The organism is Massilia sp. CF038, from assembly GCF_900129765.1.
Taxonomy (GTDB): Bacteria; Pseudomonadota; Gammaproteobacteria; order Burkholderiales; family Burkholderiaceae_D; genus Telluria_A.
In genome coordinates this window covers 1,563,909-1,590,419 of record NZ_FQWU01000001.1, presented here as the reverse complement: position 1 = coordinate 1,590,419, position 26,511 = coordinate 1,563,909, and the positions used below count along the sequence as shown (strand labels likewise).

Below are 26,511 nucleotides of genomic sequence, written 5' to 3'. Positions count from 1 at the left end.
GCGCCGCCGTGCTAGCTGATTACGGCCGGCGCTGCCAGTTGCCGCAGTGACCAGGTATCGCGCCCCTTGCCTTTGGCCTCGTACAGTGCCTGGTCGGCCGCACCGAGCAAGGCATCCATGGAACCGGCGCCGCCCTTGGCCAGCGCCACGCCAATGCTGGCCGTGACGGCCAGGGTGCGCCCCTCTAGGACAAACGGGGCACGCATGCAGGCCAGGATCTTGGCCGCCAGCGCTTGCGGCGCGGCCGCATGGTCCATGCAGTCGAACAGGACGACGAATTCGTCGCCTGCCAGGCGCGCCACGGTGTCGGTCGCGCGCACGGCGTCACGCAGGCGGGTGGCAAATTCCACCAGCACGGCGTCGCCAGCGGCGTGCCCGTAACTGTCGTTGATGAGCTTGAAGCGGTCAATATCAAGGTAGGCCAGTCCCACCCAGTGGTGCAAACGCGCAGCGCGCGCCAGCGACAGGGCAAACACTTCTTCAAACATGCGGCGGTTGGCGATCCCGGTCAGTGGATCGGTGCGCGCTTGCGCAGCGATGTCGCGCTCGGCGTCCTGGCGCTGCTGCGAGAGCCGGTAAAAGGCCCGGCTCAGTTCACCAAATTCATCGGGCCGGTCCACATTGAAGACCTCGATATCGTCGCTGCCGTGCGCAATCCGGGCCACATGGTTGCGCAAGGCGCCCAGTGGACGCAGCAGATACAGAATGGCCAGCCAGCCCAGCAGCCCAGCCACCAGCGCCACCGCTGCCGCGCCCAGCAGCGCTTTGCGCTGCATCGCGATCATGGGTGTCAGCGCTTCGTCGAGCGGGTAGACGGCGCCCATGATCCAGTCGGTCTGCTGCAAGCGCTTATAGGTCAGCAAGGCAGGCACGCCCCGTTTGCTCTGCCCTTCGGTCCAGCCTTCAAACCCGGACAGGGCGGCCAGCGTGGCCGGCACGGCGGCACCGGCCTCGCTGCGCACATTGCGCAACAGGCGATCGCGGTCGGGATGATGGAGGATGGTGCCGTCGCCGGTCATCATGAACAGGTAACCGCTGCGGCCAAATTTGAGTGATTCGAGCTGGCCAAAAAAACGCGGCCGCTGCAAATCGATGGCCGCGCCTATCATGTACTGCATCTTGCCCTGGGCATCGAACAGGGGCTCGGTCACCAGCACCACCTGGCGCCCTGACAGCGTACTTTTGAACGGTGCCGAAATGACGCCTTCGCGAAAGCGCGCGGTATCGATGAAGTACGGACGGGTACTGAAATCCTGGGTCTGCACGGCGCGCCGGTCGTTCAGGTTGGCCACCACCTTGCCGTCGCTGTTGTACACCAGCACGTTAAAGAAGGCGTCGCGCAAACCCGGATGCGATTCCAGAAAACCTTGCATCTGCACGGCCGCTGGCGGCCCGGCCGCCGCCAGCTCTTCGCGCAAATGGCCGACCAGCGCGCGGCTGGTACTGAGGTCGGCATCGATATGCGCGGCCGCACTCGAGAGCAAGGCAAACTGCTGCGCGCCCACCACGGCGCGCATTTCGCGCCCGGCAGCGGCCAGCGCCACGAACGCCACCAGCGATGCCGCCGCCAGCACCAGTACGGCCACCGTCACGGTGATGCGAAACTTGAGAGTACGGGGGTGGAAGGTCAACGGCATTGCCTCTCCTGTGTGCGCCTTGGATGGAAGAATACACCGGAAACTGCGCCAGCTCTGCCGCAAAAAGCGCGCGCGGCACTTTTCATGCATATACGCTTCATTCCCCGATTCCTGCAGATCGTCGCATTTGCTGCGATTTCAATTCCAATAACTTTACAGTGAGCGCACTTCCATACCAACAGCACGGAGATGCGCATGTTATCCATTAAAAATTTGAACAAGACCTATGCGAACGGCGTCAAAGCCATCAATGACGTCAGTCTGGACATCCCCAACGGCATGTTCGGTTTGCTGGGGCCAAATGGCGCTGGCAAGTCTTCGCTCATGCGTACTATTGCCACTTTGCAAGATGCAGACAGCGGCAGCATCACCTTCCGCGGTCAGGACGTCGCGTCCGACAAAGAAGGCTTGCGCCGCCAGCTGGGCTATCTGCCCCAGGACTTCGGTGTCTATCCCAAAGTCAGCGCCGAAAAATTGCTGAACCACTTCGCCGTTCTCAAAGGAATCACTGCACGGGGCGAGCGCAAGGAGGCAGTCGAAGCGCTGTTACACCAAACCAATCTTTGGGAAGCACGCAAGCGGGCACTGGGCGGCTTTTCGGGCGGCATGCGCCAGCGCTTCGGGATTGCCCAGGCCTTGCTGGGCGCGCCCCGTCTGGTGATTGTTGACGAGCCCACCGCCGGTCTCGATCCGGACGAGCGCAACCGCTTTCTCAACCTGCTGGCCAAGATCGGCGAAAACGTGGTGGTCATTCTGTCCACCCACATTGTGGAAGATGTCACGGACCTGTGTCCGCGCATGGCCATCATTGCCAGAGGCCAAGTGCTGCTGCAGGGCCGCCCGCAGGAAGCGATCGATACCCTGCACCAGCGCATCTGGCGCCGCAGCGTCGAACCGGACGCGCTGCAGCACTACCAGGACCACTTCAATGTGCTGACCACCCGCCTGGTGGCTGGCAAACCGCAGATCCGGGTGTATGCCGAGGCCCAGCCCGACAGCGGCTTCACCCGTCACGAAGCGGATCTGGAAGACGTGTACTTCCTGCAGCTGCGCCAGGCCGGCGGCAAGATGATCACGGCCCGCGCGGCCGTGGCAGCATAAGGAGCCTGCCATGTGGCGTGAATTTTTCAAGTTTGACCTGGCCTTCCAGCTGCGCCAGCCCCTGCTGTGGGTATGCGCGCTGGTCATGGCGCTGATGGCGTTTGGCGCCTCGACCAGCGATGCCGTGCAGGTGGGCGGCGCGATTGGCAATATCAACCGCAACGCACCGCTGGTGGTGGCCCGCTTGCTGGGTGCCTTCAGCGTGCTGTCGATGCTGGTGGTGACCATGTTTATCGCAGGCGCCGTGCTGCGCGACCATGAAGTCGGCATCTCGGACATGCTGTTTGCCACCCCGATGCGCAAGATCGACTATCTGTTCGGACGCTTTGCCGCCGGCCTGGTCGCATGCGTCATCATCTTCCTGGTGGTCATGGTGGGGATCATGGCCGGCCCCCTGATGCCGTGGGTGGAGACTGCCCGCGTCGGCCCCTTCCCGGCCGCCGCCTATCTGTGGACGCTGACCGTACTGATTCTGCCCAATCTGCTGTTCATCGGCGCGCTCCTGATGCTGCTGGCAGCGACCACCCGCTCCATGATGATGGTCTACGTGGGCGTGCTGGGCTTCATCGTGCTGTGGATCGTGGGCGGCGCCTTCACGCGCGACATCAACAGCGTCTGGCCGGCCGTACTGCTCGACCCCTTCGGCATGCGCGCGCTCGAGCGCATGACGCGCTACTTCTCCACTGCCGAAGCCAATACCGCGCTGCCGCCGTTTGGCTCCTACCTGCTGGCCAACCGGGCTCTGTGGACCAGCATTGCGCTGGCCATGTTTGCCGCCACGGTGATCTTGTTCAAGCCACAGCGCAGCGGCACCGGCAAGCGCCTGTTCGGCAAACAGCGCGCAGTGCACGTGCCGCCGCCAGCCCAGGCGGCGCCAGTGCGCCTGCACCCGCCACGCGCACCGCGCTTTGGTGCTGCCACGGGCCCGCTCCAGTGCTGGCATATCTTCCAGTTCGATACGCTGGCCGTGATCAAGAGCGTGCCATTCCTGATCATGCTGCTGTTTGCCGTTCTTAATCTGGTTGGCAGCTCGATCGACATGTCCACCATGTTCGGCACGCCGGTCTATCCGATGACGCACCTGATGCTCACCCAGATGAACAGCACCTTCAACTTCATGTTGATCATCATCGTCATTTTCTATGCGGGCGAATTGATTTTCAAGGAGCGCCAGGCACGGGTGGCCGACGTGGGCGACGCCATGCCGGTGCCTGACTGGGCGCCGCTGGTCGCCAAATGCGGCGCCATGCTGGCGGTGATCGCCGGCTTCCTGCTGGTGGGCGTGCTGACGTCAATCGTGATCCAGCTGCTCAAGGGCGGCGCCCCGGTGGAGGTACTGCTGTACGCCAAAGGCAGCCTGCTCACCCTGACCAACTACTTCCTGATGGGGATGATCTTCCTGGCCCTGCAAGTGCTCTCGAACAGCAAATTCATTGGCTACCTGCTGGCGATCGTGTTTGTCTGCGCCCAGATGGTCATGAGTGCGCTCGATCTGGAGCACAATCTGTACCTGATCGGCGGCTTGCCGGCCATCCGCTACTCGGACATGAACGGCTATGGCCACTTTGTCGAAGGGTGGAGCTGGTTTGCCGCGTACTGGAGCTTGTTCGTGCTTGGCCTGCTGATCGTCGCCCGCGCCTTCTGGGTACGCGGCCTGGCCGGGGCATGGCGCGCGCGCCTGCAAGCAGCGCAACGGCATCTGCGCGGCCCTGCCGGCATGGCACTGGCAGCCTGCGTCGTCGGCTTTGCGGCCAGCGGCGCCTGGATTTTCCATAACACCAATCAGCTCAATCGTTACGAAGCGAAGGACGAAGGCTTCGATCTGCAAGCCCGTTACGAAAAGCTATATCGCAAGTACAAGGGCTTGCCGCAGCCGAAGATCACGGATGTCAAGGCTGATGTCGACATCTACCCGGACCAGCGCCAGCTCAAGGTGCGCGCCAGCTACCAGGTGCAGAACAAGACCACAGCGCCAATCGACACCCTGCGCTTTCAGACCAATCCGGACGTCACGGTGCGCTGGACCAATCTGCCGCCGCACCAGGTTCTGCTCGACGATCAGACCGCCCGTTTCAGCATCCTCAAACTGGCCACGCCGATCGCGCCGGGCGCCAGCCTGCGTCTTGATTTCACCCTCGATGTGCAGCGGCGCGGCTTTACCAGCAGCGGTCAGCCCGATGTCTACAACCTGAACGGCACCTTCTTCAACAACATGGAAGTGTTCCCGCACCTGGGCTACCAGAGCGGTCTGGAGCTGACCGACCGCAACGAGCGCCGCAAGCGCGGCCTGGGCGAACCGGAACGCGTGCCCAAGCTCGAAGACCAGGCCGCGCGCGCCAATCACCAGCTCGGCGCCGAAGCGGACTGGATCAACTTCGAAACCACCGTCTCGACCGCCGCCGACCAGATCGCGCTGGCGCCAGGCTACCTGCAAAAAAGCTGGGTACGCGATGGCCGCCGCTACTTCCAGTACAAGATGGATCAGAAAATGATGCCATTCTTTGCCTACCTGTCGGCGCGCTGGGAAGTCAAAAAAGGCGAGTGGCATGGCATACCGATCGAGATCTACTATGACCGCAAGCATCCCTACAACGTGGAGCGCATGATTGGTGCGACCAAAAAATCGCTCGACTACATGACGGCCAACTTCACGCCCTACCAGCACAAGCAGGTGCGCATCATGGAGTTCCCCAACTACCAGCGCTTTGCCCAGGCCTTTGCCAACACGATTCCGTATTCCGAATCGATTGGCTTCATTGCCGACATGCGCAAGGCGGACGCCATCGATTACGTGTTCTACGTCACGGCGCACGAAATGGCGCACCAGTGGTGGGCGCACCAGGTGGTCGGTGCCAACGTGCAGGGTGGCACCATGCTGGTGGAATCGCTGGCCCAGTATTCGGCCCTGATGGTCATGGAAAAGGAATACGGGCGCGACAAGCTGCGCCGCTTCCTCAAGTATGAGCTGGACCGCTACCTGCAAGGGCGCGGCGGCGAACTGCTTGACGAGCAGCCTTTGTACCGGGTCGAAAACCAGGAATACGTCCACTACGCCAAGGGCAGCCTGGTGTTCTACCGCCTGCGCGACGAAATCGGCGAAGCAGCGCTCAACCGCGCCCTCAAGCGCTTCCTGGAAGACAAGCGCTTCAAGGATGGACCGTATCCAACCTCGGCCGAGCTGCTCACTTACATTCGCGCCGAGGCCCCGGCCGACAAGCAAGCCTTGATCACCGACCTGTTTGAAAAGATCGTGTTCTACGATAACCGCGTGACCGAGGCCAAGGCTGTCAAGCGTGCCGACGGCAAGTGGGACGTGACGTTCCAGCTGCATCTGGCCAAGCTGGAGTTCGACGGCAAGGGCAAGGAAAGCGCACGCCTGTACGACGAGCCGGTCGACATCGCTATCTTTGCGCGCGCACCTGGCGCCAAGGAGCAGGATGAGCGGGTGCTGTATGCGGCCAAGCGCCGCTTCGATGGTGCCACGCCCAGCGTGACCGTGACCGTTGATGCGAAGCCTTTCGAGGTCGGCGTCGACCCGTACAACAAGATGATCGACCGCGTTTCCAACGACAACCGCAAGGAGGTGAGCATCGAGTAGGCGGCCGGCAGGGCGCGGTATCAGGGCGGTAAAGTTATGTAAAGTCGGTGGCGGCAAACGCGGTGCAAGCCTATATTTGCGCTTCCCATCCTACTGGACGCCGTCATGAGATTTCGCCTGCAACGCGCCACCCTGCCCGCCCTGACGCTGGCCGTCGCCACCCTGTTCACCGCGGCGCCGGCCAGCGCTACCAGAGTCATGGAGCTGGAGGCCGATCAGCTCATTCGCGCAGCAGGATTCATGCGCGATTCGCTCAAGCTCACGCCGAACCAGCAAACGCTGTATCAGCAGGTGAACGCAAAATCGCTGACCATCCTGCGCGCACGTCAAAGCCGGCGTGAACGGCTGCAGGCGGAGCTGAAGGCGCGTCTGGCCGACCCGCGCCAGGAATTGCGCGAGCTGGCCGGCGGTATCGAACAGGAAGCGACGGCCAGCGCGGCCGAAGAGCGCGAGCTGCGCGAATTATGGCTGACACTGTGCGATGCGCTGACCGACGCGCAGCGCGCGACTGCGGCCGAATTTCTGATTTCGCAGCTCGATCGGGTGGATGCGCCGGCCCACAGTGAGCGAAGCACGGGTGAGCGCCCGCCAGGTGAACACGGGCCAGGCCAGGGCGGCAGAGGCCGCCGCGGCGGGTAGCAGCACACTCCCGAAATCGGACAGATGTTTCAGAGCCGGGCTAACCGCACACCACAACATCGTCCTCGCGAAGGCGGCGGTGCGACGCCGGCTAGTCGCCCACCACAACATCGTCCTCGCGAAGGCGGGGACCCATACCACGCATGCGCTTGAGGTAAAAGCAGATATGGCATGGGTCCCCGCCTTCGCGAGGACGATGTAATGGTTACGCAGCGGCGCCCCCTTACACGCAGTGATCACCCCGCCACGCCCAGCGTCAGGCTGGCATCGAACCCTTGCCCCAGCGTGCCGTCCACAGTGGCAATCTGCGATCCGGCACGCACGTCGCGAAATACCATATCGTGCTCCAGGCTCTGGCCGGCCACGTGCACGGCGCTGCCCTGGTAACCCGGGTCCTTGTACGCTTCATGCACTGCACTCATGGGGAACGCGAACTGGCTGGTCTTCAGGCGCCCCGTGCCCGCCAGCGCCTGCGCCACGCTGGCAAACACCTCCAGGTGCACATGCGGCATCCGGCCGGGGTAGCAGCCAGGGAAAACAGTTTGAAAGGTGACGATGCCATTGTCATCGGTCTGCTGCAGTCCGCGCAGGTAGGATTCATCTTCCAGGCCCGGCGCGTACAAGGAATAGCGGCCCTCGCGGTCGCAGTGCCACACGTAGACTGCAGCGCCAGCGAGCGGCTTGCAGCCATCGCTCACGTCGACGACCTGCAGCCGCAGCGTGAGCGGCACGCCTGGCGCCGACTTGCCCCCGGCAACGCCAGCGCGGATGTCGGCGCGCTCGATGCCGGCCAGCGCCAGTGCATTGAGGACGCCCTTCGGCCCGCGGTTACTGCCGTCGGCCGGAAACGGCCCGGCTGTCTCGTCGGGAATCGCGGGGCAGCCGGTACCAGCGGGGGGCGCCGTGCCGAAAGCCCGTTCGCAGGCGGTCAGCGGGCAGGCAGCCGCACCCACAGCCAGCCAGCGCAGCGCGCGTCGGCGGCTGACGAGCGCGCCCAGTGCCGCCGCGTCGTGTGCCAGGCCGTCGCCATCGCGCACCGTTGAGATTGTTGCCATTGTCGTCATGACGCATTATCGGACGTTACGCCGAAAAATGCTGTCGCCAATGTGTAAAACCGGGTAAATCTCAGGCTGTGGCGTGGACCAGCGCATGGCGGTTGCGGCCGCCGTCCTTGGCCTGATAAAGGGCCGCGTCGGCCCAATGGCCAAGCGCGACGTCATCGACTGTTCCTTCCACGTCCCAGGCAATCCCGATACTCACCGTCACCGACAGCGACTGCCCCGCGATAGTGAAGCGCGGGTGCATGGCCGCGATGATCTTGCCCGCCACCCGTTCGCACTGCGCTGGCGAATGCACACCTTCGAGCACGATCGTGAATTCGTCGCCCGCCAGGCGCGACACGAAATCGCTCTTGCGCACCGCTTTGCGCAGGCGCGCCGCGAACGTCTTGAGTACTTCGTCACCTGCAGCGTGGCCAAGCGAATCGTTGATGGTCTTGAAGTGGTCAACATCGAGATAGATCAGTGCAATCGGTTCGCGCGCCCTCGCTGCCCGCGCCACCGCCCCGGCAAGCGCCGCTTCATAACTGCGCCGGTTGGGCAGACCAGTCAGCGAATCCGTGTCGGCCAGCTGTTTGAGCTGCGCCTCGTGGTGGCGCGCTTCCGTGACATCCGTCGACAGCGCGTAGGCGCCCTGCACCACGCCCTCGCGCCAATGCGGTACCAGCACTGTGCGCACGGTGCGGGTACGGTCGCCATGCGTGGCAGGCAGCTCGAAGGTGACCGTCTCGCCCTGCAGGCAGCGGGCAAAATGGGCCGAGCGCTCCAGATGCCACTCGGCCCCGTAGATTTCGAGCGCCGTGCGGCCAATCATATTGTCGGCGGCGGCGCCGTACCACTGCCGATAAAGGGAGTTGGCAAACTGGAAGCGCATGTCGCGATCCTTGTAGCTGATCAGCACCGGCAAATTGTCGGTAATGGTGCGCAGCCGCTCCTCGCTGTCGTGCTGCGCCAATTCGCTGTTCTTGCGGAAAGTGATATCGAACGCCATTGCGTAAAAGCCCTGGACTGCCCCCTGCGCATCCAGGTCGGGAATATAAGTGGCCGAATAATACGAACGCCTTCCGCCAACGACGATCTCTTCTTCAAACGACACCCGTTCGCCCGCCATGGCGCGAGCGATGTAGGCTTCGATCTTGGCAAAGTCGTTTTTTGAATACGCGCTTTGGACCGGCTTTCCGAGCAGCTGTTCAAGCGGCCTGCCGTAAAAATGCGCAGCCTGGGAATTGAGGAACACGAACCGGCACTGCTTGTCGACCTGCCCGATCAATGCCGGCAGATTTTCGGTGATCGAGCGCAAACGGTGCTCGTTCTGACGCAGCCGCCGCTGCGAGTCGTTCACTTCCGTGATGTCCTTCATGGCCACCACCGCTCCCAGGCGCTCGCCGGCAATGCCGGTCAGCCCACGCCCGCTGGCCAGCAGCATGCGCGGACGCATGCCCGTCGGCGCCACGACCATGCCGTAGTCCTTGATGGTCTCGCCCTGTAGCGCCCGAAACAGCGGCACGTTCTGGTGACCGAGCTCGGTCTTGCCGTCGGCTTCGAACAGGCTGTAGTGGGCCGACCACTGGTGCGGGTCGACTGCTTCGATTGACAGGCCGTGGAACTCGCGTGCAGCGCGGTTGAACAATGTCAGCTCGCCCTCGGCCGAACAGGCCACCACGCCCACATCGATCGTCTCGAGTACGGCGTTGATCAATTCATTTTTCTGCTGCAGCACGTGTTCGGCGCGCTGGCGCGACGAAATATCGTGCAGGAACAGCCCGAAGAACAAGCCTTCGTCCGACCCATAGGCGCTGATGGTCATCTCGACCGTGATGTCCAGCCCCTGACGCGTGATGGCCGGCACCTGCATGCGCTGCTCGACCGCGCTATCGTCTCCCGCGTCGAGAAAGCGCTGCATCCCGGCGCGCTGGACGTCGCGGCTGCTGGCCCGGAAAATGATCTCGGCCAGCGCCCGTCCCATCACGTCGCCGCGCTGCCAGCCGAAGGTGCGTTCGGCCGACGCATTCCAATCGACGATGGCACCTTGTGCGTCGATGCCGACAAAGGCGCTGAATGAGGACGCGATCAGGGTGCGTATGCGCTCCTCGCTGCGGCGCAAGGTCGCCTCCACGCTTTCACGCTGGCGAATTTCGCGCTTGAGCGCCTCATTGGTCTCGCGCATGGCGCGGGTGCGCTCGTCGATGCGCTTTTCCAGCTGACCGTTCAATTCGTACAAGGCGCGTTCGGCGGCCATTTTTGCGTCCAGCAGCGCGTGCTTGTTCAATTCATCCTGCACCAGGGTCGCCAGGTCTTCCAGGTGGCTGCGTTCTTCCTCGCTGAACTGGCGCGGCTTGATATCGATGATGCACAGCGTGCCGACAGCGGCGCCATCGCAGGTAAAAATCGGCTGGCCGGCGTAAAAACGGATGGCCGGGCCGTCCGTGACCAGCGGGTTGTCGCGAAATAGCGGGTCTTGCAAGGTATCGGACACCACCAGTAACGCGCGCTTTTCCACGGCATGACTGCAAAACGCCACCGGGCGCGGGGTTTCCGATGCCGCCAGGCCGACGCGCGACTTGAACCACTGGCGCTCGCTGTCGACCAGCGTCACCAGGGCAATCGGCACCGCGAAGGTGCGGCTGGCCAGACGCGTGAGCCGGTCAAAGCGTTCTTCTGGCAAGGTATCAAGAAGCGACAGCGCGCGCAGGGAACGCAGCCGGGCCGCTTCGACGGAGGGATCAGATTGCATATGACTCTTCCTTCAAGTACAGGATGGGAGTCGGCAGCGCTAGGGCCGAGGCAGTGCGAAAGGCAGTGGAAACGGTCCGCAGCTGGGTTGGGGCGGGACCGCGCTGGCCTGAAATCAGGCTGTCATGACGCCATGCTAATCAAAACAGGTAGTACTTTCAAGAAATTTATTCGAAATAGTCCAAATCTGACAGAACGTATTATTACCGTCACGAAAAGCGCATATCATTCTGCTCTTGTTCCTTTCATTTCGAGCACCCATGACTTCCTACCCGTCCCGTCCTGCCCAGCGCCTGCTGGCCCTGCTGCTGACCACCTGCCTGGCCGCGGCCGCCCACGCCGCCACGCCGGCCCCTGCCGCCCCTGCCGCCCCGAAACTTGTGGTCGTGCTGGTGCTTGACGGCTTGCCCAATGAACAAGTGCAGCGCTACCGCGCCCAATTTGGCCAGGGCGGTTTCCGCCGCCTGCTCGACGATGGCGCCTGGTATGGCGATGCGCACCAGGCGCACGGTATCACCGTCACTGCCATTGGCCATGCCGCCATCCTGACCGGCGCCTATCCTTATCAGCATGGCATCATCGGCAATAACTGGATCGACCAGGCCACTGGCGAATGGGTCTACTGCACCGACGACACCAGCAGCATGTACATTGGCGAAGAAACCAAGCCGGACGACGGCACCTCGCCGCGTCGCCTGCGCGTGAGCACCCTGGGCGACGAACTGCGCTACTCGAACGGCAGCCAGTCAAAAGTCGTGACCGTGTCCGGCAAGGACCGCGGCGCCATTCTGCTGGGCGGCAAAACCGGCACTGCCTATATGTACATGGAAAAGACAGGCAATTTCGCCAGCAGCACGTTCTACATGCAGCAGCACCCGGCCTGGGCCACCGGCTTCAACGCCAAAAAGCCGGCCGACCGCTACTATGGCAAAACCTGGAGCCCACTGCTTGACGCCGCCGCCTATGCGGGCGACGCCGATGAAGACATCGTTCCGCTCAAGTCCGGCACCCACGCCCGCTTCCCGTTCTCGTATTACAGCGAAAGCGGCAAGCCCGACGCCGACTATTACAAGCGCCTGAAAACCTCGCCCGCACTGGACGAACTGACGCTCGAATTTGCACAGGCCGCCGTGGAAGGTGAAAACCTGGGCCGCAACCCGGCTGGCGTGACGGATGTACTGGGCGTGAGCATGTCGGCCCACGACTATGTGAACCACACTTACGGGCCAGAGAGCAAAATGTCGCACGACCATCTGCAGCGCCTGGACCGCATGCTCGCCAACTTCTTCAGCTACCTTGACAAGCGGGTCGGCATGGACAATGTGATGGTGGTACTGACCGCCGATCATGGCTTTGCCAACGTCCCCGAGTTCTCGCAGACGCGCCACATCGATGCTCAGCGTCTGGACGGCGACAAACTGGCAGTCGACCTGGAAAAGCACCTGGCCGCCACCCTGTCGGTGCCAAAGCTGGTGAAAAAATCGAGCATTCCGAACTACTACCTCGACTACGACGCAGCAGCCAAGGCCAACATCCGCCGCACCGACCTGGAAGACGCCGCGGCCCGCTTCCTGCTGCTGCAGCCGGGCGTGGCCGAAGTCTTCACCCGCACCCAGATGGAAAACGGCGTGGTCGGCACCCGCACCGCCAAGTTGATGCGGCGCGGCTGGAACCGCCAGATGTCGGGCGACCTGATGGTGGTGGCCAAGCCATTCTGGATCTTCAGTACCGAGAAAACCGGCACCACCCACGGCTCGCCTTACGCGTATGACACCAACGTCCCCCTGATCATCATGGGCAAGCGCTGGATCAAGCCAGGCGCCTACGGCCAGTACGCCGAAGTGGTCGACATCGTGCCGACCCTCGGCCATGTGCTGCGCGTGCGTCCGCCCGCAGGCGCCGAGGGACGCGTACTGACCGAGGCCCTGCGCTAAGCCCGATCAGATCTGGGCCGTGCCGCCATCGACGAACAGCTCGGCCCCGTTAATGAAGCTGCTGTCGTCCGAGGCCAGGAAGGTGACGGCCTTCGCCACCTCGGACGGATCACCCACCCGGCCAATCGGCACTTCATTGGCCATGTGCGCCAGCAGTGCCTGCTGCTGCTCGGGCGCCACCAGCCCGGCCAGGCCAGGCGTACCCACCGGGCCGGGGCTGATCACATTGACGCGAATCTGGCGTGGCTTCAGGTCCAGCAGCCAGCTGCGCGCAAAGTTACGCACCGCTGCCTTGCTGGCACTGTAGACGCTGAAGTTGGGCGTGCCCTTGGCGCCGGCGGTCGAACCGGTCAGGATGATCGAAGAACCATCTTTCAGCAGCGCCAGCGCTTTTTGCACGGTAAACAGCGTGCCCTTGACGTTGGTGGCGAAGGTACGGTCAACCTGCTCTTCGGTGATCGCGCCCAGCGGCAGCATGTCGCCGCCACCTGCGTTGGCAAACAGAATGTCCAGATGGCCGGCGTGCTCCTTGATGGTGGCAAACACGCGGTCCAGATCGGCCATGCTGGCCACATCGCTGCGAATGCCAGTCACGCCCGCGCCCAGCTGCGCCAGTGCGGTATCGAGTTCCTTTTGACGGCGTCCCGTGATGAACACGGTGGCGCCCTGGGCCACGAATTCGGCCGCTGTGGCCAGGCCAATACCAGTGCTGCCACCGGTAATGAGTGCGACTTTCCCTGCGAGTTTCTTGCTCATGGTACGTTTCCTTATGTCGGTCGCGGTATTGCGATGAGGTAACTTTACAGCTGGCCGATTATTCGATAAAGTAGGCAATATCGAATGCTTTATTCCCATCCATGAATAATCGGAGTCTGTCTTGGACCAATTGATGGCCATGCGTGCCTTTGCCCGCGTGGTGGAAGCGGGCACCTTTACCAAGGCAGCCGATTCGCTCGGCCTGCCCAATGCCACCCTGACCAAACTGGTACAGCAACTGGAAGCGCATCTGCGCGTCAAGCTGCTCACGCGCACCACGCGCAAAGTGTCGGTCACCGCCGAGGGGGCCGCCTATTACGAAAAAACCACCCGTCTGCTCAAGGATCTGGACGATATCGACACCAGCTTCACGGCGGCCCAGGTACGCCCGCGTGGGGTGCTGCGGGTCGACATCGGCAGCACCACGGCCAGCGCGGCGCTGATTCCCGCCCTGCCCGAGTTTTTTGCGCGTTACCCGGACATTCGCATCGACCTGGGCGTGAGCGACCGCCAGGTCGACATGATTGGCGACAGCGTTGATTGCGCCATCCGGGGTGGCGTCATTACCGATCTGGGTCTGGTGGGACGGCCCATTGGCACCACCTCGTGGGTCACCTGCGCCTCGCCAGCGTACCTGGCGCAGCACGGCACACCACAGCATCCGGATGAACTTGAGCGCAGCCACCGGACGGTCAACTACCTGTCCGCGCACAGCGGGCGCGCCATTCCGCTGCGCTTTATCCTGGGCGAACAGCGCATTGAAGTGACGGGCACACGCAGCATCGGGGTCAACGAAAGTACTGCCCATGTATCGGCAGCGCTGGCGGGAATGGGCTTGATCCAGACGTTCTCGTATGCCGTCCGGGCCCACCTTGCGGCCGGCGCTCTGGTGGCGGTGCTGCCCGACTGGCAGCCCGCCCCTTATGTGTTCAACGTCGTGTACCCGCCCAACCGCCACCTGAGCCAGCGCCTGCGCGTGTTCATTGACTGGCTGGCTGAGCGCTTTCCGGCGCTGGCCGCTTAATCGGCGGCGGGGAAATCGAGCGCCGTGTCGTTGACCCGGTTGACCAGGTTGGTGAAGGTGATGCTGGCAATGACCAGCAGCGCATCGACCACTTGGGCGTCGGTGTAGCCAGCCGACTTGACAGCGGCAAGGACGGGCGCTGCCACCGTGCCCTTGCTGGCGCCGACCTCGCGTACAAACGTGGCCAGCGCGTCGGCCCGTTCATCTGCCGATGGCGTGCCATGGCGCAGGGCCAGAATGGCTGCCTTCGACAAGCCTGCCTTCTTGCCGATCAGCGTGTGCGCGGCCAGGCAGTAATCACAAGCGGCGCCTTCGCTGACCACCAGTTTGACCACTTCAATTTCCCTGGCTGACAGACTGCTTTTTGCCAGTGCACCGTCCAGCGCCAGGGCAGCTTCCAGCGCCAGTGGACTGTTATTGCCGATCACGGCATAAGCGTTCGGCACCATGCCGATCTTGCCTTTGATGGCGGCAAACAGGGTGGCGGCAGCGCCGGTGGCTTGTGCGGCAGGGATGGTATGCAGACGGGACATGGTGTTCTCCTGAGGGTTGAGTGACCGGCGTCGTGCCGGCATGAGAAGCAGTATGGAAGCGGCGGCGCGATCTTTGAATGCTCGAAATCCCCTATAATTTGCTCAATCGTCTCAGGAGTGACCCATGGACGCATTAAGCCGTCTGCTCAAGCTGTATCCGATGCGTACCGCGCTCGAAATCCATTGCCAGGTCGGCGCGCCCTGGGTTCTGGACTACCCGGCTGCAGAAAAAGGTACGGCCCCCTATCACATGGTGGTGGCAGGTACTGCACTGGCCGACCACGAGGGTGGACGCGTCGCCCTCGAAACGGGCGACGTGATCGTGTTCCCGCACGCGAGCGCCCACCGGCTGCACGTGGGCGAGCCGGGTTCGGGCAAACCGCTGCGCCATCTCGGCATGGCTGCCCCTCTGCTTGAAGTAGGTAATGGCGGCGATGGCGCCCCCACCGAACTGCTGTGCGGGCACTTCTATTTTCAGGATGGCGCCATGAACGCGCTGCTGGCATCGCTGCCCCCTCGAATGGTGGTGCGCACCGCGCAGCGCGCCGACTGCGCAGGCTTACGCGCCTTGATCGGCATGCTCCAGAGCGAGGCGCACAGCGTGCGCCCGGGGACAGAGGCCGTGCTGTCGCATTTATCGTCGGCGCTGTTTTCGCTGCTGGTGCGGGCATGGCTGGAGCAGGCCGCAGCCACGCAAGGCTTGTTTGCCTTGCTGGCCGAAGCGCGCCTGCAACCCACGCTGCAATGCATGCTGGAGACACCGGGCCAGGCATGGACGCTCGACAGCATGGCCGAAGCGAGCCATATGTCGCGCGCCACCTTCGCGCGCCTGTTCCAGCAGGTGGCAGGCACCACCCCCGCAGCGATGCTGATGGAAACGCGCATGGCCCATGCGGCCCATGCGCTGGCCAGCAGCGGACGGGCCGTGGCCGACATTGGCGAAACAGTCGGTTATCAGTCCGAGGCCGCCTTCAACCGGGTATTCAAGAAGCGCTACGGGATGGGACCGGGGCAGTACCGGCGCCAGGCCAGGGCCAGCGCCTGATCAGGCCCTACAGGTCCAGCACCAGGCGCCCGCCCCCGGCCCACGAAACACAGGTGCACATGCCGACCTGTTGCTGGACCGGCGTCAGGCACACATCGCGGTGGATCGGAATGCCTTCGCTGACCTGGGTGAAGCAGTTGCCGCACTCGCCACGCTTGCAATCCCACGCCACGAATACGTCCGCCGCGATCAGCGCATCGAGAATGGTGGTGCCGGGCGCCACCGACAGGGTCAGCTCCGACTGCGCCAGGTGCACGGTCAGCGCTTCGTCCTGCGCGTTGCTGCGTGCGCCGAAGCTCTCGATTACCACTGATGCGGCCGGCCACCCAAGTGCAGCGGCGCTGGCGCGCAGGGCAGCGAGCATGGGCGCCGGCCCGCATGCGTACACCACGTCGCCGGCGCTGTAAGGGCCCAGTATGGCGCCCAGATCGGCGCGTCCGCCCTGCTCCCCGCTGACATGCAAATTCACATCGACTGCACCAATCGTCTCCAGTTCTGCCAGCAGCACAGCGCGCGCGCGCTCAGAAACCAGGTAGTGACAGCGGCAAGGCACGCCCTGGCTTGCAAGCGCATGGGCAATCGACACCAGTGGGGTAACGCCAATTCCGCCTGCAATCAGAAGCGCGCGCCCGGCCCCGGCCCTGGGTGAAAAACTGGTGTAAGGACCATCGACCTCGATGGCATCGCCTTCACTGACATTCTCGTGCAGCCAGGCAGAGCCCTTGCCCAGCGGTTCGCGCAGCACCGCGATACGATAGGTGCTGGTGTCGCCAGGCGCGCCCACCAGCGAATAGCGCCGCTCGACCGGACCTTGCGCCGCAAGCGGCAGCGCCAGTTTGATGTGGGCGCCCGCGCTCCATGCGGGCAGCGCTGCGCCGTCGGCGCGCTGCAGCCGTAATTCGCGCACAGCCTCGCCGTGGGCAACGATCTGGCGAACGATCAGCTTCATGACAGTGACTCCTGCGCGCCCACCGGCGGATTAAAGGGTGAGGCATCCAAATATTCCCATTCCAGCCGCTGTGGAATGGCGCGCAAATGCCAGCTGTCGACTGCCACATCCCAAAAGCGGCCGGTGCCACCGGTCAGTCCCCGCGGATCGGGTTCGTCCCAGCGCAGCGTGACCCGCCCCGTCAATTGCAGCAGGCGGTTGCCGGCAAAGTCGGGAATGCAGATGCCGGCATGGGGATCGACGCTGAAGTTGCCCAGCGTGTTGAACATGCTGTTGCCCTGGTAGTCGGGGATGCGCAAGGTGTGGGCATCGAGCAAGGTAACAAAGCCGGGCGCGCCACCGCGATGCGACGCGTCGGCCCCGCGCTCGGCGTGCACGCTGGCCACGAACAGGGTGTCGGCATGCGCGATCAGCGTGGCCAGTGCAGCGTCGATGCTGGTGCCCGACAGGGCGCCAGCATCGACGCCCACGCCCTGCCCCATGTCGACCAGCTTGCGGCGCTGGATGAATTTGGGGCAGTTCGGATAGGCTTCACGAATCCCGATTTCGATGCCGCCCTCATGCTCGGCAAGCAGGGCGCCATTGACGCGGTAGCGCCGGCGCGAACCGATCTCGATGAACAGCATGCCTACCTGCGCTTTGGTGCCGATATTTGCCCAGAACGGGTCGCTGGCATCACGTTCGGCGCGCGCCACGTCCACCAGAATCGTGGTGCCGTCGGCGGTGTGCAAAAAACCCGGCTGCCCGAACAGGACCGACGACCAGACCCGCCCCTGCTGGTCGACGCTGGCCACGGCGGCCATGAACTGCTTGCTGATGAAGGCGCGCGCCCCGGGGATCACCTGGGTCGAGAGCACCGTGCCATTGTGGTCGGCGATGACTGCCTCCCCTGCGCGCGCCTGAACTGCGCGTTCGCCTTCGTGAAATACGCTCGCTGCATGCATGGTGGCCTCCGTGGCTGGTTTTTGTTTAAAACGTGAATACCGTATAGCCGTCGGCCGTCATCTTGCCCAGGCTGGGCAAGCCCGAGGTGCCGGGCACCTTGTTATCGACCACCAGGTCGAAGCCGCTTTTTTTTTGATTGCATCTTCGGCAGCGCCAAACACGTCGGCGCAGCCGCACGAAACGCCTGCCACACTGCCCTGCACGGCGTTGAACAGCGCATGCAGCGGATGCTGCGCGTCGGCCAGCACGCCAGGCCAGCGCGTGCCGGTGCCCTGGAAGTAGATCGCGCTGTCGATCCCGCGCTGCTGAAAGTCATAGGCGCTAGCCAGGCCATTGAAGGCGCGGCCCAGGGCCTCTTCGCCGCCGTTTTTTGGGTCGGAAAGGATAACGATTGCTGCTTTCATGGTGCTTCTCCTTGGGTGGGGCGGCGCCCGAAGCGGGCTGCCGTTGAAACCCAGTCTACGCAGCTGGCAAATTTCCAGAAGGCTGCAAACCGCAATTGACTATTTCGCTGCGCGAAGGGGTAAACTGCGAATATGCGGGAATATTCAATATTTATTGGCAAGGAGTGAAACAATGGACCGGATGCACTTGATGACCGTGCTGATCGCCGTGGGCGAGGACCAGAGCTTTGCTGCTGCCTCGCGCAAGCTCAATCTGTCGCCCGCGGCCATCACGCGCGCCGTCGTCAGTCTTGAAACGCAGCTCGGCGTAAAGCTCTTCCAGCGCACCACGCGCAGCGTGCGCCTGACCGAGGCCGGCGCACGCTATCTGGCCGATGCGCGCGACATCATGGCCAGAATCGCCGAAGCCGACGAAGCAGCCAGCGGCATCAATGCCTCGCCGCGGGGGCAGCTGGCGGTCACCGCACCGGTCTTGTTCGGCAAACTGTATGTGATGCCGACCGTGGTCGCCTTCCTGCAGCGCTACCCCGCGGTGGATATCTCGGCTTTTTTTGTCGACCGCAGCGTCAATCTGGTCGACGAGGGCATGGACGTCGCGGTGCGCATCGGACATTTGCCCGACTCCAGTCTCAAGGCGCTGCGGGTGGGCAGCGTGCGCCGGGTACTGTGCGCATCGCCTGCCTACCTGGCGCGGCATGGCGTACCGCGCAGCCCGGCCGAGCTGGCGCAGCACACCATCATCGCTGCCAGCGGCGTGTCGCCTCGGGTGGAATGGAAGTTCGGCGGTGGCGCCGAACCCAGCGCCCTGCGCATGCAGCCGCGCCTGACCGTGAGCAGCAACGACGCCGCCATTGAAGCGGTCATGCAGGGCCTGGGGATCGCACGTCTGCTGTCCTACCAGGTGGCGGCGCAGGTGGCGGCCGGCGCCATCAGCGTGGTACTGGCACCGTACGAGGAAGAACCCTGGCCTGTGCATGTGCTCCACCGCGAAAGCAAGTACGGCTCGGCCAAGGTACGTGCATTTATCGACATGCTCAGCGCCAGCCTGCGCGCCGACGGCGGCCTTAACGCCCTGGCGTAGCACGCAGGCGGCCAACCTCCTGCGGCAGCACGACCGACCCCTGATTCCCCCAGCTGGTACGCACATGCGACAGCACCGCTGCCACGTCGGCGTCGGACAGTGTGGCGCTGAACGGCGGCATGCCGAATGGGCGCGGATTGTCTTGCGTGCTGGGCCCATAACCACCGTCGAGTACCATCCGGATCGCATTCCCAGGCAAACCGTTGGCGTGCGCGCCCCTTCCGGCCAGACGCGGATAGACGCGCGCTTCGCCTTCTCCTTGTTCGCCGTGGCAGCTGGCGCAATGCTGTTCATAGAGCCTGGCGCCATGGCGCAACACCGTTGCACTGCCTTCCGGCAGAGCCCTGGCTGGCTGCGGCACGGCGGCAGGCAGGGTCACCAGATAGCTGGCCATGGCGCTGACATCATCAGGCTTCAAATGCTGCAGACTGGCGCCGGCCACCTGCGCCATCGGCCCGGACAGGGCGCGCTGACCGGATACGCCGGTTTGCAGCAGCTCCGCCAGTTCCATCGTATCGCCCACCCCGCCCAATGCGGGAGCGTGCCATTCCGGTTCGCCCAGCGTCCCGCCACCGAGCCGCAATTCGCCCACACTGGCGCCGAGAGCATTGCGCGGCGCATGGCATGCACTGCAATGCCCCAGTCCCTGCACCAGATACGCGCCGCGGTTCCACAGCACGCTCTGCCCTGGCTCGGGAACGAATTCGCCCGGCGTGAAATACAGCGCCCGCCAGAACGCCAGCAAAGCGCGCTGATTGTATGGAAACCGCAGGGCGTGCGCGCGATTGGGCTGGCGCACGGCGGGCACTGTACCGAACCAGGCAAACATGGCGTCGGCGTCGGCCCGCGTGACCTTGGTGTAGTTCGGATAGGGGAAGGCCGGATACAAAAAGCGCCCGTCTTTCGATTTGCCGTTGTGAAGTGCGCGCCAGAAGTCATCCGCGCTCCAGCTGCCGATCCCGGTGGCCGCATCGGCAGTCAGATTCGGCGCGTACATCACGCCGAACGGCGTTTCCAGCGCGCGACCGCCGGCGTAAGGCTGGCCGCCGTTGGCCGTATGGCAGCCCATGCAGTTGCCCGCCTTGGCCAGGTACGCACCGCGCGTGATCTGGGCTGCGCGGTCTGCCACCGCCACTGCCGGCAGAGCGCTGCCCGCGTCATGCATGCGCTGGAACAGGTACACCGCGCCCAGAACCGCAAGGGCGCAGGCCATCAGGGCTGTCAGAATGCGCTTCATTTCGCACTCCCGCATTCGAGCGGCAGGGGCGCAAGGTGCGCGCTTGCCGGCGCATAGGCAGCAGGCACCGGCTGGCTGGCCAGCCATGCAGCCACCGCCGTCACCTCGTCCGGGGTGAGCCGGCTTGCCACCTGCGCCATGCAATCGGGTGCAGCCGCCCGGCGCACGCCGGTGCGCCATGCACCAAACTGCAGATTCAGATAATCGCGTGGCAGCCCAAGCAAACCGGGCGTACCAGGCAGCACGCCGCTCAATTGCTGGCCGTGACAAGCCACGCAGGCAGGGATCTGGCGCGACGGGTCGCCCTGCATGACCAGCTGGCGGCCATGCGCCAGCACCTGGGGCGTGACCTTGACAGGCGCTGGTGCCGGGTATGGCACATGCTGGTCGGCGAACCAGCTTGCCATGTCATTCAGGTAGGCGTCCGACAGGGGCGCCAGCAGATAGGACATCTGCGCGTGCACACGCCGTCCATCGCGAAACGACAGCAACTGCTGGTAAAGATAGGCTTGCGGCTTGCCCGCAATGCGCGGGAACAGGCCATCGCTGCTGGCCTGCCCCTGCTTGCCGTGGCAAGCGACGCAGGCGGCACTGCGCTCGGCCATGCGCGGCGCGGGCAGCTCGGCTGCATTGGCTGCGGCTGCGCTGGCACCGAGCAGGCAGCTAAATAGAAGGCGCTCGAGATACGGGTTCATGATGTTCCATTCGTGATTTGGCCACATCATTCTCGCGCGCCAGCGTGCTCCGGTACAGAATCAGTCGGCACGGATTTTTGCAGATCAGATGAACATCTGATACGCTGTTTTCAAGCCGAACTGCATCTGTTCTTTTCGCAGCGAACGGGCGACAATCTGTTTGCCACTCGCATACAAGGACCCGAAACATGACACAGCTGCCCCCCAAACGTTCGTTCGGCGCCACCATGATCGCGGTTGCCTGGTCGTTCATCGGCCTGCGCCGCAAACGCGACTTCGATACCGACGCCGCCGGCGCCATGAATCCGCTGTACGTGATCATCGCCGCGCTGGTCGGTACCGCCATGTTGATTGGCGTGCTGCTGCTGGCTGTGCGCTTTGCCCTGTCCGCCTGACGATGAAACTGTACGAAGCCTACGCCGAAGAAATCGCCCAGTCGATCCGGGCTGGCGTCATGAAACTGGGCGACCGGCTGCCATCGGTGCGCCAGGCCAGTGCCAGCCGCGGCGTGAGCCCGTCGACCGTGTTCGAAGCGTACTACCTGCTTGAAGCGCGCGGCCTGATTCGGGCGCGCGAGCGCTCCGGCTACTTTGTCGCCGCTGGCGCGAAAAGCCAGCTGCCCGAGCCCGGCCGCGGCGAACAGGCGCCCAGCGAAGAATCGGGCCCGGTTGACGTCAGCGCCCTGGTGTTCGACATTCTCGAATCAGCCAAGGCGCGTGACGTGGTGCCGTTTGGCTCGGCCTTTCCCAGTCCGCTGCTGTTTCCCCTGCAGCGCCTGGCCCGCTCCATGGCGTCCAGCGTGCAAAGCATGGATCCATGGAGTTCGGTCGATGATATCTCGCCCGGCAATGCCAGTCTGCGGCGTCAGATCGCCTTGCGCTATCTGGCCGACGGCATGCACGTGCACACCGACGACATCGTCATTACCAATGGCGCCCTGGAAGGACTGAACCTGTGCCTGCATGCGGTCACGCGGCCCGGCGACGCCGTCATCGTTGAGTCGCCCGCGTTTTACGGCGCCTTGCAGGCACTCGAGAGCCATGGCCTGCGCGCCATTGAAGTACCGGTACACGCGCGCGAAGGCATCGATCTGGGCGCCCTGGCCACGGCACTGGAGCGGCACCAGCCCAAGGCTTGCTGGCTGATGACGAACTTCCAGAACCCGGTCGGCAGCCTGATGCCGGACCAGAACAAGCAGGCACTGGTCGAACTGCTGGCCGCGCACGGCGTGCCCCTGATCGAGGACGACGTCTACGGCGAACTGTATTTCGGCAGCCGCCGGCCGTTGCCGGCCAAGGCCTGGGACAAGCATGGCCTGGTACTGCATTCATCCTCGTTTTCCAAGTGCCTGGCACCAGGCTACCGGGTGGGCTGGACCGTGGCCGGGCGCTACACGCGCGACGTGGCCAGGCTCAAAATGACGCGCACCCTGTCGGCCAGCGCACCGGCCCAGGCAGCCCTGGCCGACTATCTGGCCAAAGGCGGCTACGACAAACATTTACGCCAGCTGCGCCATGCGCTCTCGGCCCAGCAAGGCGCCATGCTGGAAGCGGTCATTCGCCACTTCCCCAAGGGGACGCGCGCCACGCGCCCCGACGGCGGCTATTTTTTGTGGATCGAGCTGGCGCCCGGGGTGGATGCGCTGGAGGTGCACCGGCGCGCCCTGTCGCTGGGGATCAGCGTTGCGCCCGGCCCCATGTTTTCGGCGCGCCGTTCGTTTGGCAATTTTATCCGCCTCAATTACGGTCACCCCTGGGATGCGCGCCTGGACGCGGCCATGGCCACGCTGGGGCGGCTGATCGCGGCAGCCTGACAGCGCCAGTCAGCTGCCCTGCATCTGTTCGGCGGCGGCGCGCACGGCCACCTCGGCCTCCGCCATCACGGCCGGCACGGCGGCCCAGCGTCCTTCCACCGGCGGCACCAGTTTCAACAGATGCTCTGCCTCCTGCGCCAGCGCCGCCAGATGGTCGGCACCGACCATCCCGGCCAGGCTGCGCATCACATGCAGCGCCGCGGCGCCCAGGTCGGCATGGTCGCCTTCCATCGCGTTTGACAGCTGCTCGGTCAGTTTGTCGATCTCGCCCTCAAAGCCGCGCAGCGCCATTTGATACACCGTCAGGCTGCCGCCAAGGCGCTTGAGCGCTGCCGCCACATTCAGGCAAGGCTGCAGCACCGAGGGGCGCCGTGCGTGGCGCAAAATCACGTCGACCAAGCGCTCCAACTCGAACGGCTTGCCGACATGGGCCGCCATGCCGGCAGCATGCGCGGCATCGCGGTCGGATGACAAGGCATTGGCCGTCATGGCCACAATCGGTGGCGCGGCGTGGCCAATGCGCGCATGAATGGCTGCGGTGGCGGCGTAGCCGTCCATGTCGGGCATCTGGATGTCCATCAGGACCAGGTCGAACACGCGCCCCTCATCGCACATGGCAGCAACAGCAGCCCGGCCGCCACTGGCGACCGCAATTTCGGCGCCGCAGGCGGCCAGCAATTCGCGCGCCACCTGCTGGTTGACCGGATTGTCGTCCACCACCAGCAGCCGCAGCCCGGCCAGACGCGCGTCCACCGCGACCGGGGCGGCCAGAATCGCTGCCAGCGGCGTGCCTTCCACCTGGCGCCGGGTAGCAAGGCGCAACTCGGTGACCGTGTCGAACAGCACTGACGCCGTGACCGGCTTGGACAACATCGCATCCAGTACCGGCTGCAGCCGGCCCTGGGTCAGGGCAATCAGCTCGCGGTCATGCGCGGTCACCATGATCACCAGCGGCGCCAGCGCCGACGGCACCTGGCGCCGCAGCTGCTCGCTCATGGCCCACCCATCCAGACCGGGCATGCGCCAGTCGACCAGCACCAGGTCATACGGCCGGGCTGCCACCGCCTGCAAGGCCAGTTCGCCGGTGGCGACAGCATCGGCGCGCCAGCCAAACGAGCGCACGATCGCGGCCAGCACCTCGCGCCCGGTCGGGCTGTCGTCGACCACCAGGCAGCGCAAATACTGCAGTGCATGGCTGATTTCACGCACGTGCTGCTGGTCCGTACGCGGCATGGGGATGGTGAACTCGAACGTGCTGCCCTGGCCTGCCACGCTGGTGACACTCAAGGTTCCGCCCATCAGCTGCACCAGACGCTGGCTGATCGCCAGGCCAAGTCCGGTGCCCCCGAAGCGCCGTGCCGTCGATGCCTCGGCTTGCGAGAAGCCGTCAAAAATATGGGCCAGGTGTTCGGACTCGATGCCGATGCCGGTATCGCGCACACTGAAATGCAGGTCGATACTGTCGTCGCTCAGCGTCACTGGCTCGACGCTGAGCACGACCTCGCCCGTTTCGGTAAACTTGATGGCATTGCCGGCCAGATTGAGCAGCACCTGCTGCAGGCGCAATTCATCGCCCTGTACCCAGGCCGGCACGTTGGCGCTGACGTTGAACAGCACCTCGATGCCTTTACCGCTGGCGTTGGCCGACAGGATCACTGCCAGTTCGCGCAGCAGCTTGTCAAAGCTGAACGGCTGCACGTCGAGCGTCAGCTTGCCCTCCTCCACCTTGGAAAAGTCGAGGATATCGTTCAGGATGCCGAGCAGCGCCGTGGCCGAGGTGCCGGCCTTGCCGGCGTAATCGCGCTGGACCGTGTCGAGCGGGGTGCGCTGCAGCAGCTGCAGCATGCCCAGCACCGCGTTCATGGGCGAGCGGATTTCATGACTCATATTGGCCAAAAACTCCGACTTGGCGCGTCCGGCTGCCAGCGCCTGGTCCTTGGCCAGTTCAAGCGCTTCATGCGCTTCGCGCTGCTCGGTGATGTCGGTGCTGCTGCCAACCCAGCCGACGATCGCGCCGCCGGCGCGCTGGGGCAGCGCATGGTTATCGAACACGCGCCAGGCGCCGTCGTGGCGGCGCAGGCGGCAATCGCAGCGAAACGCGTCGCCGCTGTCAATGGCGGCCTGCCAGGCAGCGCGCACGCGGGGGCGATCATGCGCATGAATCAATTTACCGATCGCGCCAGGGCGGGTCAGTTCGGCCGCGCTCACGCCACTGTACGCGCTCCAGTGATGACTCAGAAAATCGACCTGGCGTGCGTCCGGGCTGGTCCACACCATCTGGGGCAGCCCTTCCGTGAGCGAGCGAAAGCGCGTTTCCGACGCCGACAGCGCCTGCACGGCCTGCAGCTGGCGCCGCAACGCGAGGAATACGCCGCCAAGCAAAGCGGCGCTAAGCAGGTACAGCACCAGCAAAAAGGCCACCGCGTTGCGCGTTTCGTCGTACCAGGGTGCAAGCACATCACGCTCGGCCAGGCCCACCACAACGTAGACGGGGTACTCGCCCACGCGGCGCACGCTGAAGCGGCGCGTCTCACCGTCCAGCGGGCTGGCGGCCGTGTAGCTGGCGTGTTTGCCGCCTTGGTCCATCAGCGCCACAGCCTGTGCCGACACGGCCAGCACTTTGCCCGGCACCGTGCTGGCGAGCTCGGGGAAGCGATGCAGCAGTCGACGCTCGCGGTCCACCAGGGTGATGGCGCCGTGCGGCCCGATCGACAAGGACGTCGTCAGGGCGCTGATATGGGAACTGTTCATGTTGACATACGCACTGCCGCCAAAGCTGCCATCGGGGCGATGCAAGGACATAATCAGGGGGAATACCATCTGCCCGCTGATGCGCGACCGTACCGGGATGCCAAACACCAGACCGGGTTCGGCACGCATGCGCTGGTAAAACTCGCGCACCTTCAGATCGACCGGTTTGGCCGGGTCAACCTCGTCGCCATACACCACCATGCCATCGGCATCGGCCCCGCGCACCGCAGCGGCCTGCGGCATGCGCTCCTTGAGCGAGCGCAGGTAGGTACTGAAACGCTCAGGCGTAAAGCGCGCCTGGCCATGCATGTCGCTAAATTCCTGGCGCGCGCGGCGCAGCGCCAGATCGACTTCCTGAAAATGGGACTGGAGCGCGTTATCGAGCGCAAAGGAGAGATTGCGCGCTTCACTGTCGGCCGCGTCGATATAGCGCTGCCGGCTATGGACCACGCTGTAGGCAACAAACAAGGTAACGGCCGCCAACACCAGCACCACCGCGGCACCGAGTTTGGTCGCGACACTAGTCGATCGGGCAGGCGAAACGAGCGTCATGGACTGCATGGGAACTAGAAAGTGTT

Annotated in this window: 20 protein-coding genes; 9 read left to right on the top strand and 11 right to left on the bottom strand. The window is 64.2% G+C overall.

From position 1 onward, the window contains the following. Positions 1-11: 11 nt before the first annotated feature. A complete protein-coding gene (locus BUC24_RS07315; protein WP_073213400.1) occupies positions 12-1,637 on the bottom strand; it encodes a diguanylate cyclase domain-containing protein in 1,626 nt (541 codons plus the stop codon). A gap of 195 nt (positions 1,638-1,832) precedes the next feature. Between BUC24_RS07315 and BUC24_RS07310 the strand changes: the two genes are divergently transcribed. The 3 genes from BUC24_RS07310 to BUC24_RS07300 all read left to right on the top strand — a co-directional run bounded on the left by BUC24_RS07310 (position 1,833) and on the right by BUC24_RS07300 (position 6,975). Then, positions 1,833-2,738, top strand: a complete 906-nt coding sequence (locus BUC24_RS07310; protein WP_073213399.1) for an ABC transporter ATP-binding protein — start codon at positions 1,833-1,835, stop codon at positions 2,736-2,738. 10 nt (positions 2,739-2,748) lie between these two features. Continuing rightward, positions 2,749-6,336, top strand: a complete 3,588-nt coding sequence (locus BUC24_RS07305) for a M1 family aminopeptidase (protein ID WP_073213398.1) — start codon at positions 2,749-2,751, stop codon at positions 6,334-6,336. A gap of 105 nt (positions 6,337-6,441) precedes the next feature. Beyond that, complete coding sequence (locus tag BUC24_RS07300) at positions 6,442-6,975, top strand: hypothetical protein (protein ID WP_083598754.1); 534 nt, start codon at positions 6,442-6,444, stop codon at positions 6,973-6,975. A 236-nt stretch (positions 6,976-7,211) separates the two neighbouring features. On the opposite strand, the gene BUC24_RS07295 is transcribed toward BUC24_RS07300, so the two are convergent. Then, positions 7,212-8,030 (bottom strand): dioxygenase family protein, encoded by an 819-nt coding sequence (locus BUC24_RS07295; RefSeq protein ID WP_083598753.1) that lies wholly within the window; start codon positions 8,028-8,030, stop codon positions 7,212-7,214. Between the two features lie 70 nt (positions 8,031-8,100). Further along, entirely contained in the window at positions 8,101-10,767 is a 2,667-nt protein-coding gene (locus tag BUC24_RS07290; protein WP_073213396.1) for a sensor domain-containing diguanylate cyclase, read from the bottom strand. Between the two features lie 259 nt (positions 10,768-11,026). Here BUC24_RS07290 and BUC24_RS07285 point away from each other — a divergent pair, with 259 nt between their 5' ends. After that, the gene (locus BUC24_RS07285; RefSeq protein ID WP_073213395.1) at positions 11,027-12,700 is read left to right on the top strand and encodes an alkaline phosphatase family protein; all 1,674 of its coding nucleotides are present in this window, start codon (positions 11,027-11,029) and stop codon (positions 12,698-12,700) included. A gap of 6 nt (positions 12,701-12,706) precedes the next feature. On the opposite strand, the gene BUC24_RS07280 is transcribed toward BUC24_RS07285, so the two are convergent. Next, on the bottom strand, positions 12,707-13,456 hold the full coding sequence (locus tag BUC24_RS07280) for an SDR family oxidoreductase (protein ID WP_073213394.1): 750 nt from the start codon (positions 13,454-13,456) through the stop codon (positions 12,707-12,709). A 121-nt stretch (positions 13,457-13,577) separates the two neighbouring features. Here BUC24_RS07280 and BUC24_RS07275 point away from each other — a divergent pair, with 121 nt between their 5' ends. Then, entirely contained in the window at positions 13,578-14,480 is a 903-nt protein-coding gene (locus tag BUC24_RS07275) for a LysR family transcriptional regulator (RefSeq protein ID WP_073213393.1), read from the top strand. Here the strand turns inward: BUC24_RS07275 and BUC24_RS07270 are convergent. Then, on the bottom strand, positions 14,477-15,013 hold the full coding sequence (locus tag BUC24_RS07270) for a carboxymuconolactone decarboxylase family protein (RefSeq protein WP_073213392.1): 537 nt from the start codon (positions 15,011-15,013) through the stop codon (positions 14,477-14,479). The two genes, BUC24_RS07275 and BUC24_RS07270, sit on opposite strands and share 4 nt — an antisense overlap. 124 nt (positions 15,014-15,137) lie before the next feature. Here BUC24_RS07270 and BUC24_RS07265 point away from each other — a divergent pair, with 124 nt between their 5' ends. Next, positions 15,138-16,058: an AraC family transcriptional regulator gene (locus BUC24_RS07265; protein ID WP_073213391.1), complete on the top strand. Its 921-nt coding sequence runs from the start codon at positions 15,138-15,140 to the stop codon at positions 16,056-16,058. A 7-nt stretch (positions 16,059-16,065) separates the two neighbouring features. Here the strand turns inward: BUC24_RS07265 and BUC24_RS07260 are convergent, their stop codons facing one another. Genes BUC24_RS07260 through BUC24_RS07250 form a run of 3 tightly spaced genes read right to left on the bottom strand, consistent with a single transcriptional unit; the run spans position 16,066 to position 18,356 of the window. Beyond that, on the bottom strand, positions 16,066-17,007 hold the full coding sequence (locus BUC24_RS07260) for a PDR/VanB family oxidoreductase (RefSeq protein ID WP_073213390.1): 942 nt from the start codon (positions 17,005-17,007) through the stop codon (positions 16,066-16,068). Next, positions 17,004-17,951, bottom strand: coding sequence for a pyridoxamine 5'-phosphate oxidase family protein (locus BUC24_RS07255; RefSeq protein ID WP_073213389.1), 948 nt, complete (start codon positions 17,949-17,951; stop codon positions 17,004-17,006). Before BUC24_RS07255 ends, BUC24_RS07260 begins: the two co-directional genes overlap by 4 nt. 57 nt (positions 17,952-18,008) lie before the next feature. Beyond that, positions 18,009-18,356, bottom strand: a complete 348-nt coding sequence (locus BUC24_RS07250; RefSeq protein WP_218606484.1) for a hypothetical protein — start codon at positions 18,354-18,356, stop codon at positions 18,009-18,011. 172 nt (positions 18,357-18,528) lie between these two features. Here BUC24_RS07250 and BUC24_RS07245 point away from each other — a divergent pair, with 172 nt between their 5' ends. After that, positions 18,529-19,437, top strand: coding sequence for a LysR family transcriptional regulator (locus BUC24_RS07245; RefSeq protein ID WP_073213388.1), 909 nt, complete (start codon positions 18,529-18,531; stop codon positions 19,435-19,437). On the opposite strand, the gene BUC24_RS07240 is transcribed toward BUC24_RS07245, so the two are convergent. Then, on the bottom strand, positions 19,421-20,674 hold the full coding sequence (locus BUC24_RS07240) for a c-type cytochrome (protein ID WP_073213387.1): 1,254 nt from the start codon (positions 20,672-20,674) through the stop codon (positions 19,421-19,423). The genes BUC24_RS07245 and BUC24_RS07240 overlap by 17 nt on opposite strands. After that, positions 20,671-21,369, bottom strand: coding sequence for a c-type cytochrome (locus BUC24_RS07235; protein WP_073214921.1), 699 nt, complete (start codon positions 21,367-21,369; stop codon positions 20,671-20,673). Before BUC24_RS07235 ends, BUC24_RS07240 begins: the two co-directional genes overlap by 4 nt. 188 nt (positions 21,370-21,557) lie before the next feature. Here BUC24_RS07235 and BUC24_RS07230 point away from each other — a divergent pair, with 188 nt between their 5' ends. Continuing rightward, positions 21,558-21,764 carry a DUF2970 domain-containing protein gene (locus BUC24_RS07230; RefSeq protein WP_073213386.1) on the top strand — a complete coding sequence of 69 codons (207 nt, stop codon included), beginning with the start codon at positions 21,558-21,560 and terminating at the stop codon, positions 21,762-21,764. A 2-nt stretch (positions 21,765-21,766) separates the two neighbouring features. Beyond that, positions 21,767-23,182, top strand: coding sequence for an aminotransferase-like domain-containing protein (locus BUC24_RS07225; protein WP_073213385.1), 1,416 nt, complete (start codon positions 21,767-21,769; stop codon positions 23,180-23,182). Positions 23,183-23,191: 9 nt separating this feature from the next. On the opposite strand, the gene BUC24_RS07220 is transcribed toward BUC24_RS07225, so the two are convergent. After that, positions 23,192-26,485: a response regulator gene (locus BUC24_RS07220; protein ID WP_073213384.1), complete on the bottom strand. Its 3,294-nt coding sequence runs from the start codon at positions 26,483-26,485 to the stop codon at positions 23,192-23,194. Between the last annotated feature and the right edge of the window lie 26 nt (positions 26,486-26,511).

Bases quoted from the DNA above. Each gene is read 5' to 3' on its own strand.
- BUC24_RS07245 (WP_073213388.1), top strand. From the start codon at position 18,529: ATGGACCGGATGCACTTGATGACCGTGCTGATCGCCGTGGGCGAGGAC.
- BUC24_RS07315 (WP_073213400.1), bottom strand. From the start codon at position 1,637: ATGCCGTTGACCTTCCACCCCCGTACTCTCAAGTTTCGCATCACCGTG.
- BUC24_RS07285 (WP_073213395.1), top strand. From the start codon at position 11,027: ATGACTTCCTACCCGTCCCGTCCTGCCCAGCGCCTGCTGGCCCTGCTG.
- BUC24_RS07300 (WP_083598754.1), top strand. From the start codon at position 6,442: ATGAGATTTCGCCTGCAACGCGCCACCCTGCCCGCCCTGACGCTGGCC.
- BUC24_RS07220 (WP_073213384.1), bottom strand. From the start codon at position 26,485: ATGACGCTCGTTTCGCCTGCCCGATCGACTAGTGTCGCGACCAAACTC.
- BUC24_RS07305 (WP_073213398.1), top strand. From the start codon at position 2,749: ATGTGGCGTGAATTTTTCAAGTTTGACCTGGCCTTCCAGCTGCGCCAG.
- BUC24_RS07235 (WP_073214921.1), bottom strand. From the start codon at position 21,369: ATGAACCCGTATCTCGAGCGCCTTCTATTTAGCTGCCTGCTCGGTGCC.
- BUC24_RS07260 (WP_073213390.1), bottom strand. From the start codon at position 17,007: ATGAAGCTGATCGTTCGCCAGATCGTTGCCCACGGCGAGGCTGTGCGC.
- BUC24_RS07310 (WP_073213399.1), top strand. From the start codon at position 1,833: ATGTTATCCATTAAAAATTTGAACAAGACCTATGCGAACGGCGTCAAA.
- BUC24_RS07290 (WP_073213396.1), bottom strand. From the start codon at position 10,767: ATGCAATCTGATCCCTCCGTCGAAGCGGCCCGGCTGCGTTCCCTGCGC.
- BUC24_RS07280 (WP_073213394.1), bottom strand. From the start codon at position 13,456: ATGAGCAAGAAACTCGCAGGGAAAGTCGCACTCATTACCGGTGGCAGC.
- BUC24_RS07225 (WP_073213385.1), top strand. From the start codon at position 21,767: ATGAAACTGTACGAAGCCTACGCCGAAGAAATCGCCCAGTCGATCCGG.
- BUC24_RS07240 (WP_073213387.1), bottom strand. From the start codon at position 20,674: ATGAAGCGCATTCTGACAGCCCTGATGGCCTGCGCCCTTGCGGTTCTG.
- BUC24_RS07265 (WP_073213391.1), top strand. From the start codon at position 15,138: ATGGACGCATTAAGCCGTCTGCTCAAGCTGTATCCGATGCGTACCGCG.
- BUC24_RS07270 (WP_073213392.1), bottom strand. From the start codon at position 15,013: ATGTCCCGTCTGCATACCATCCCTGCCGCACAAGCCACCGGCGCTGCC.
- BUC24_RS07230 (WP_073213386.1), top strand. From the start codon at position 21,558: ATGACACAGCTGCCCCCCAAACGTTCGTTCGGCGCCACCATGATCGCG.
- BUC24_RS07255 (WP_073213389.1), bottom strand. From the start codon at position 17,951: ATGCATGCAGCGAGCGTATTTCACGAAGGCGAACGCGCAGTTCAGGCG.
- BUC24_RS07295 (WP_083598753.1), bottom strand. From the start codon at position 8,030: ATGGCAACAATCTCAACGGTGCGCGATGGCGACGGCCTGGCACACGAC.
- BUC24_RS07250 (WP_218606484.1), bottom strand. From the start codon at position 18,356: ATGAAAGCAGCAATCGTTATCCTTTCCGACCCAAAAAACGGCGGCGAA.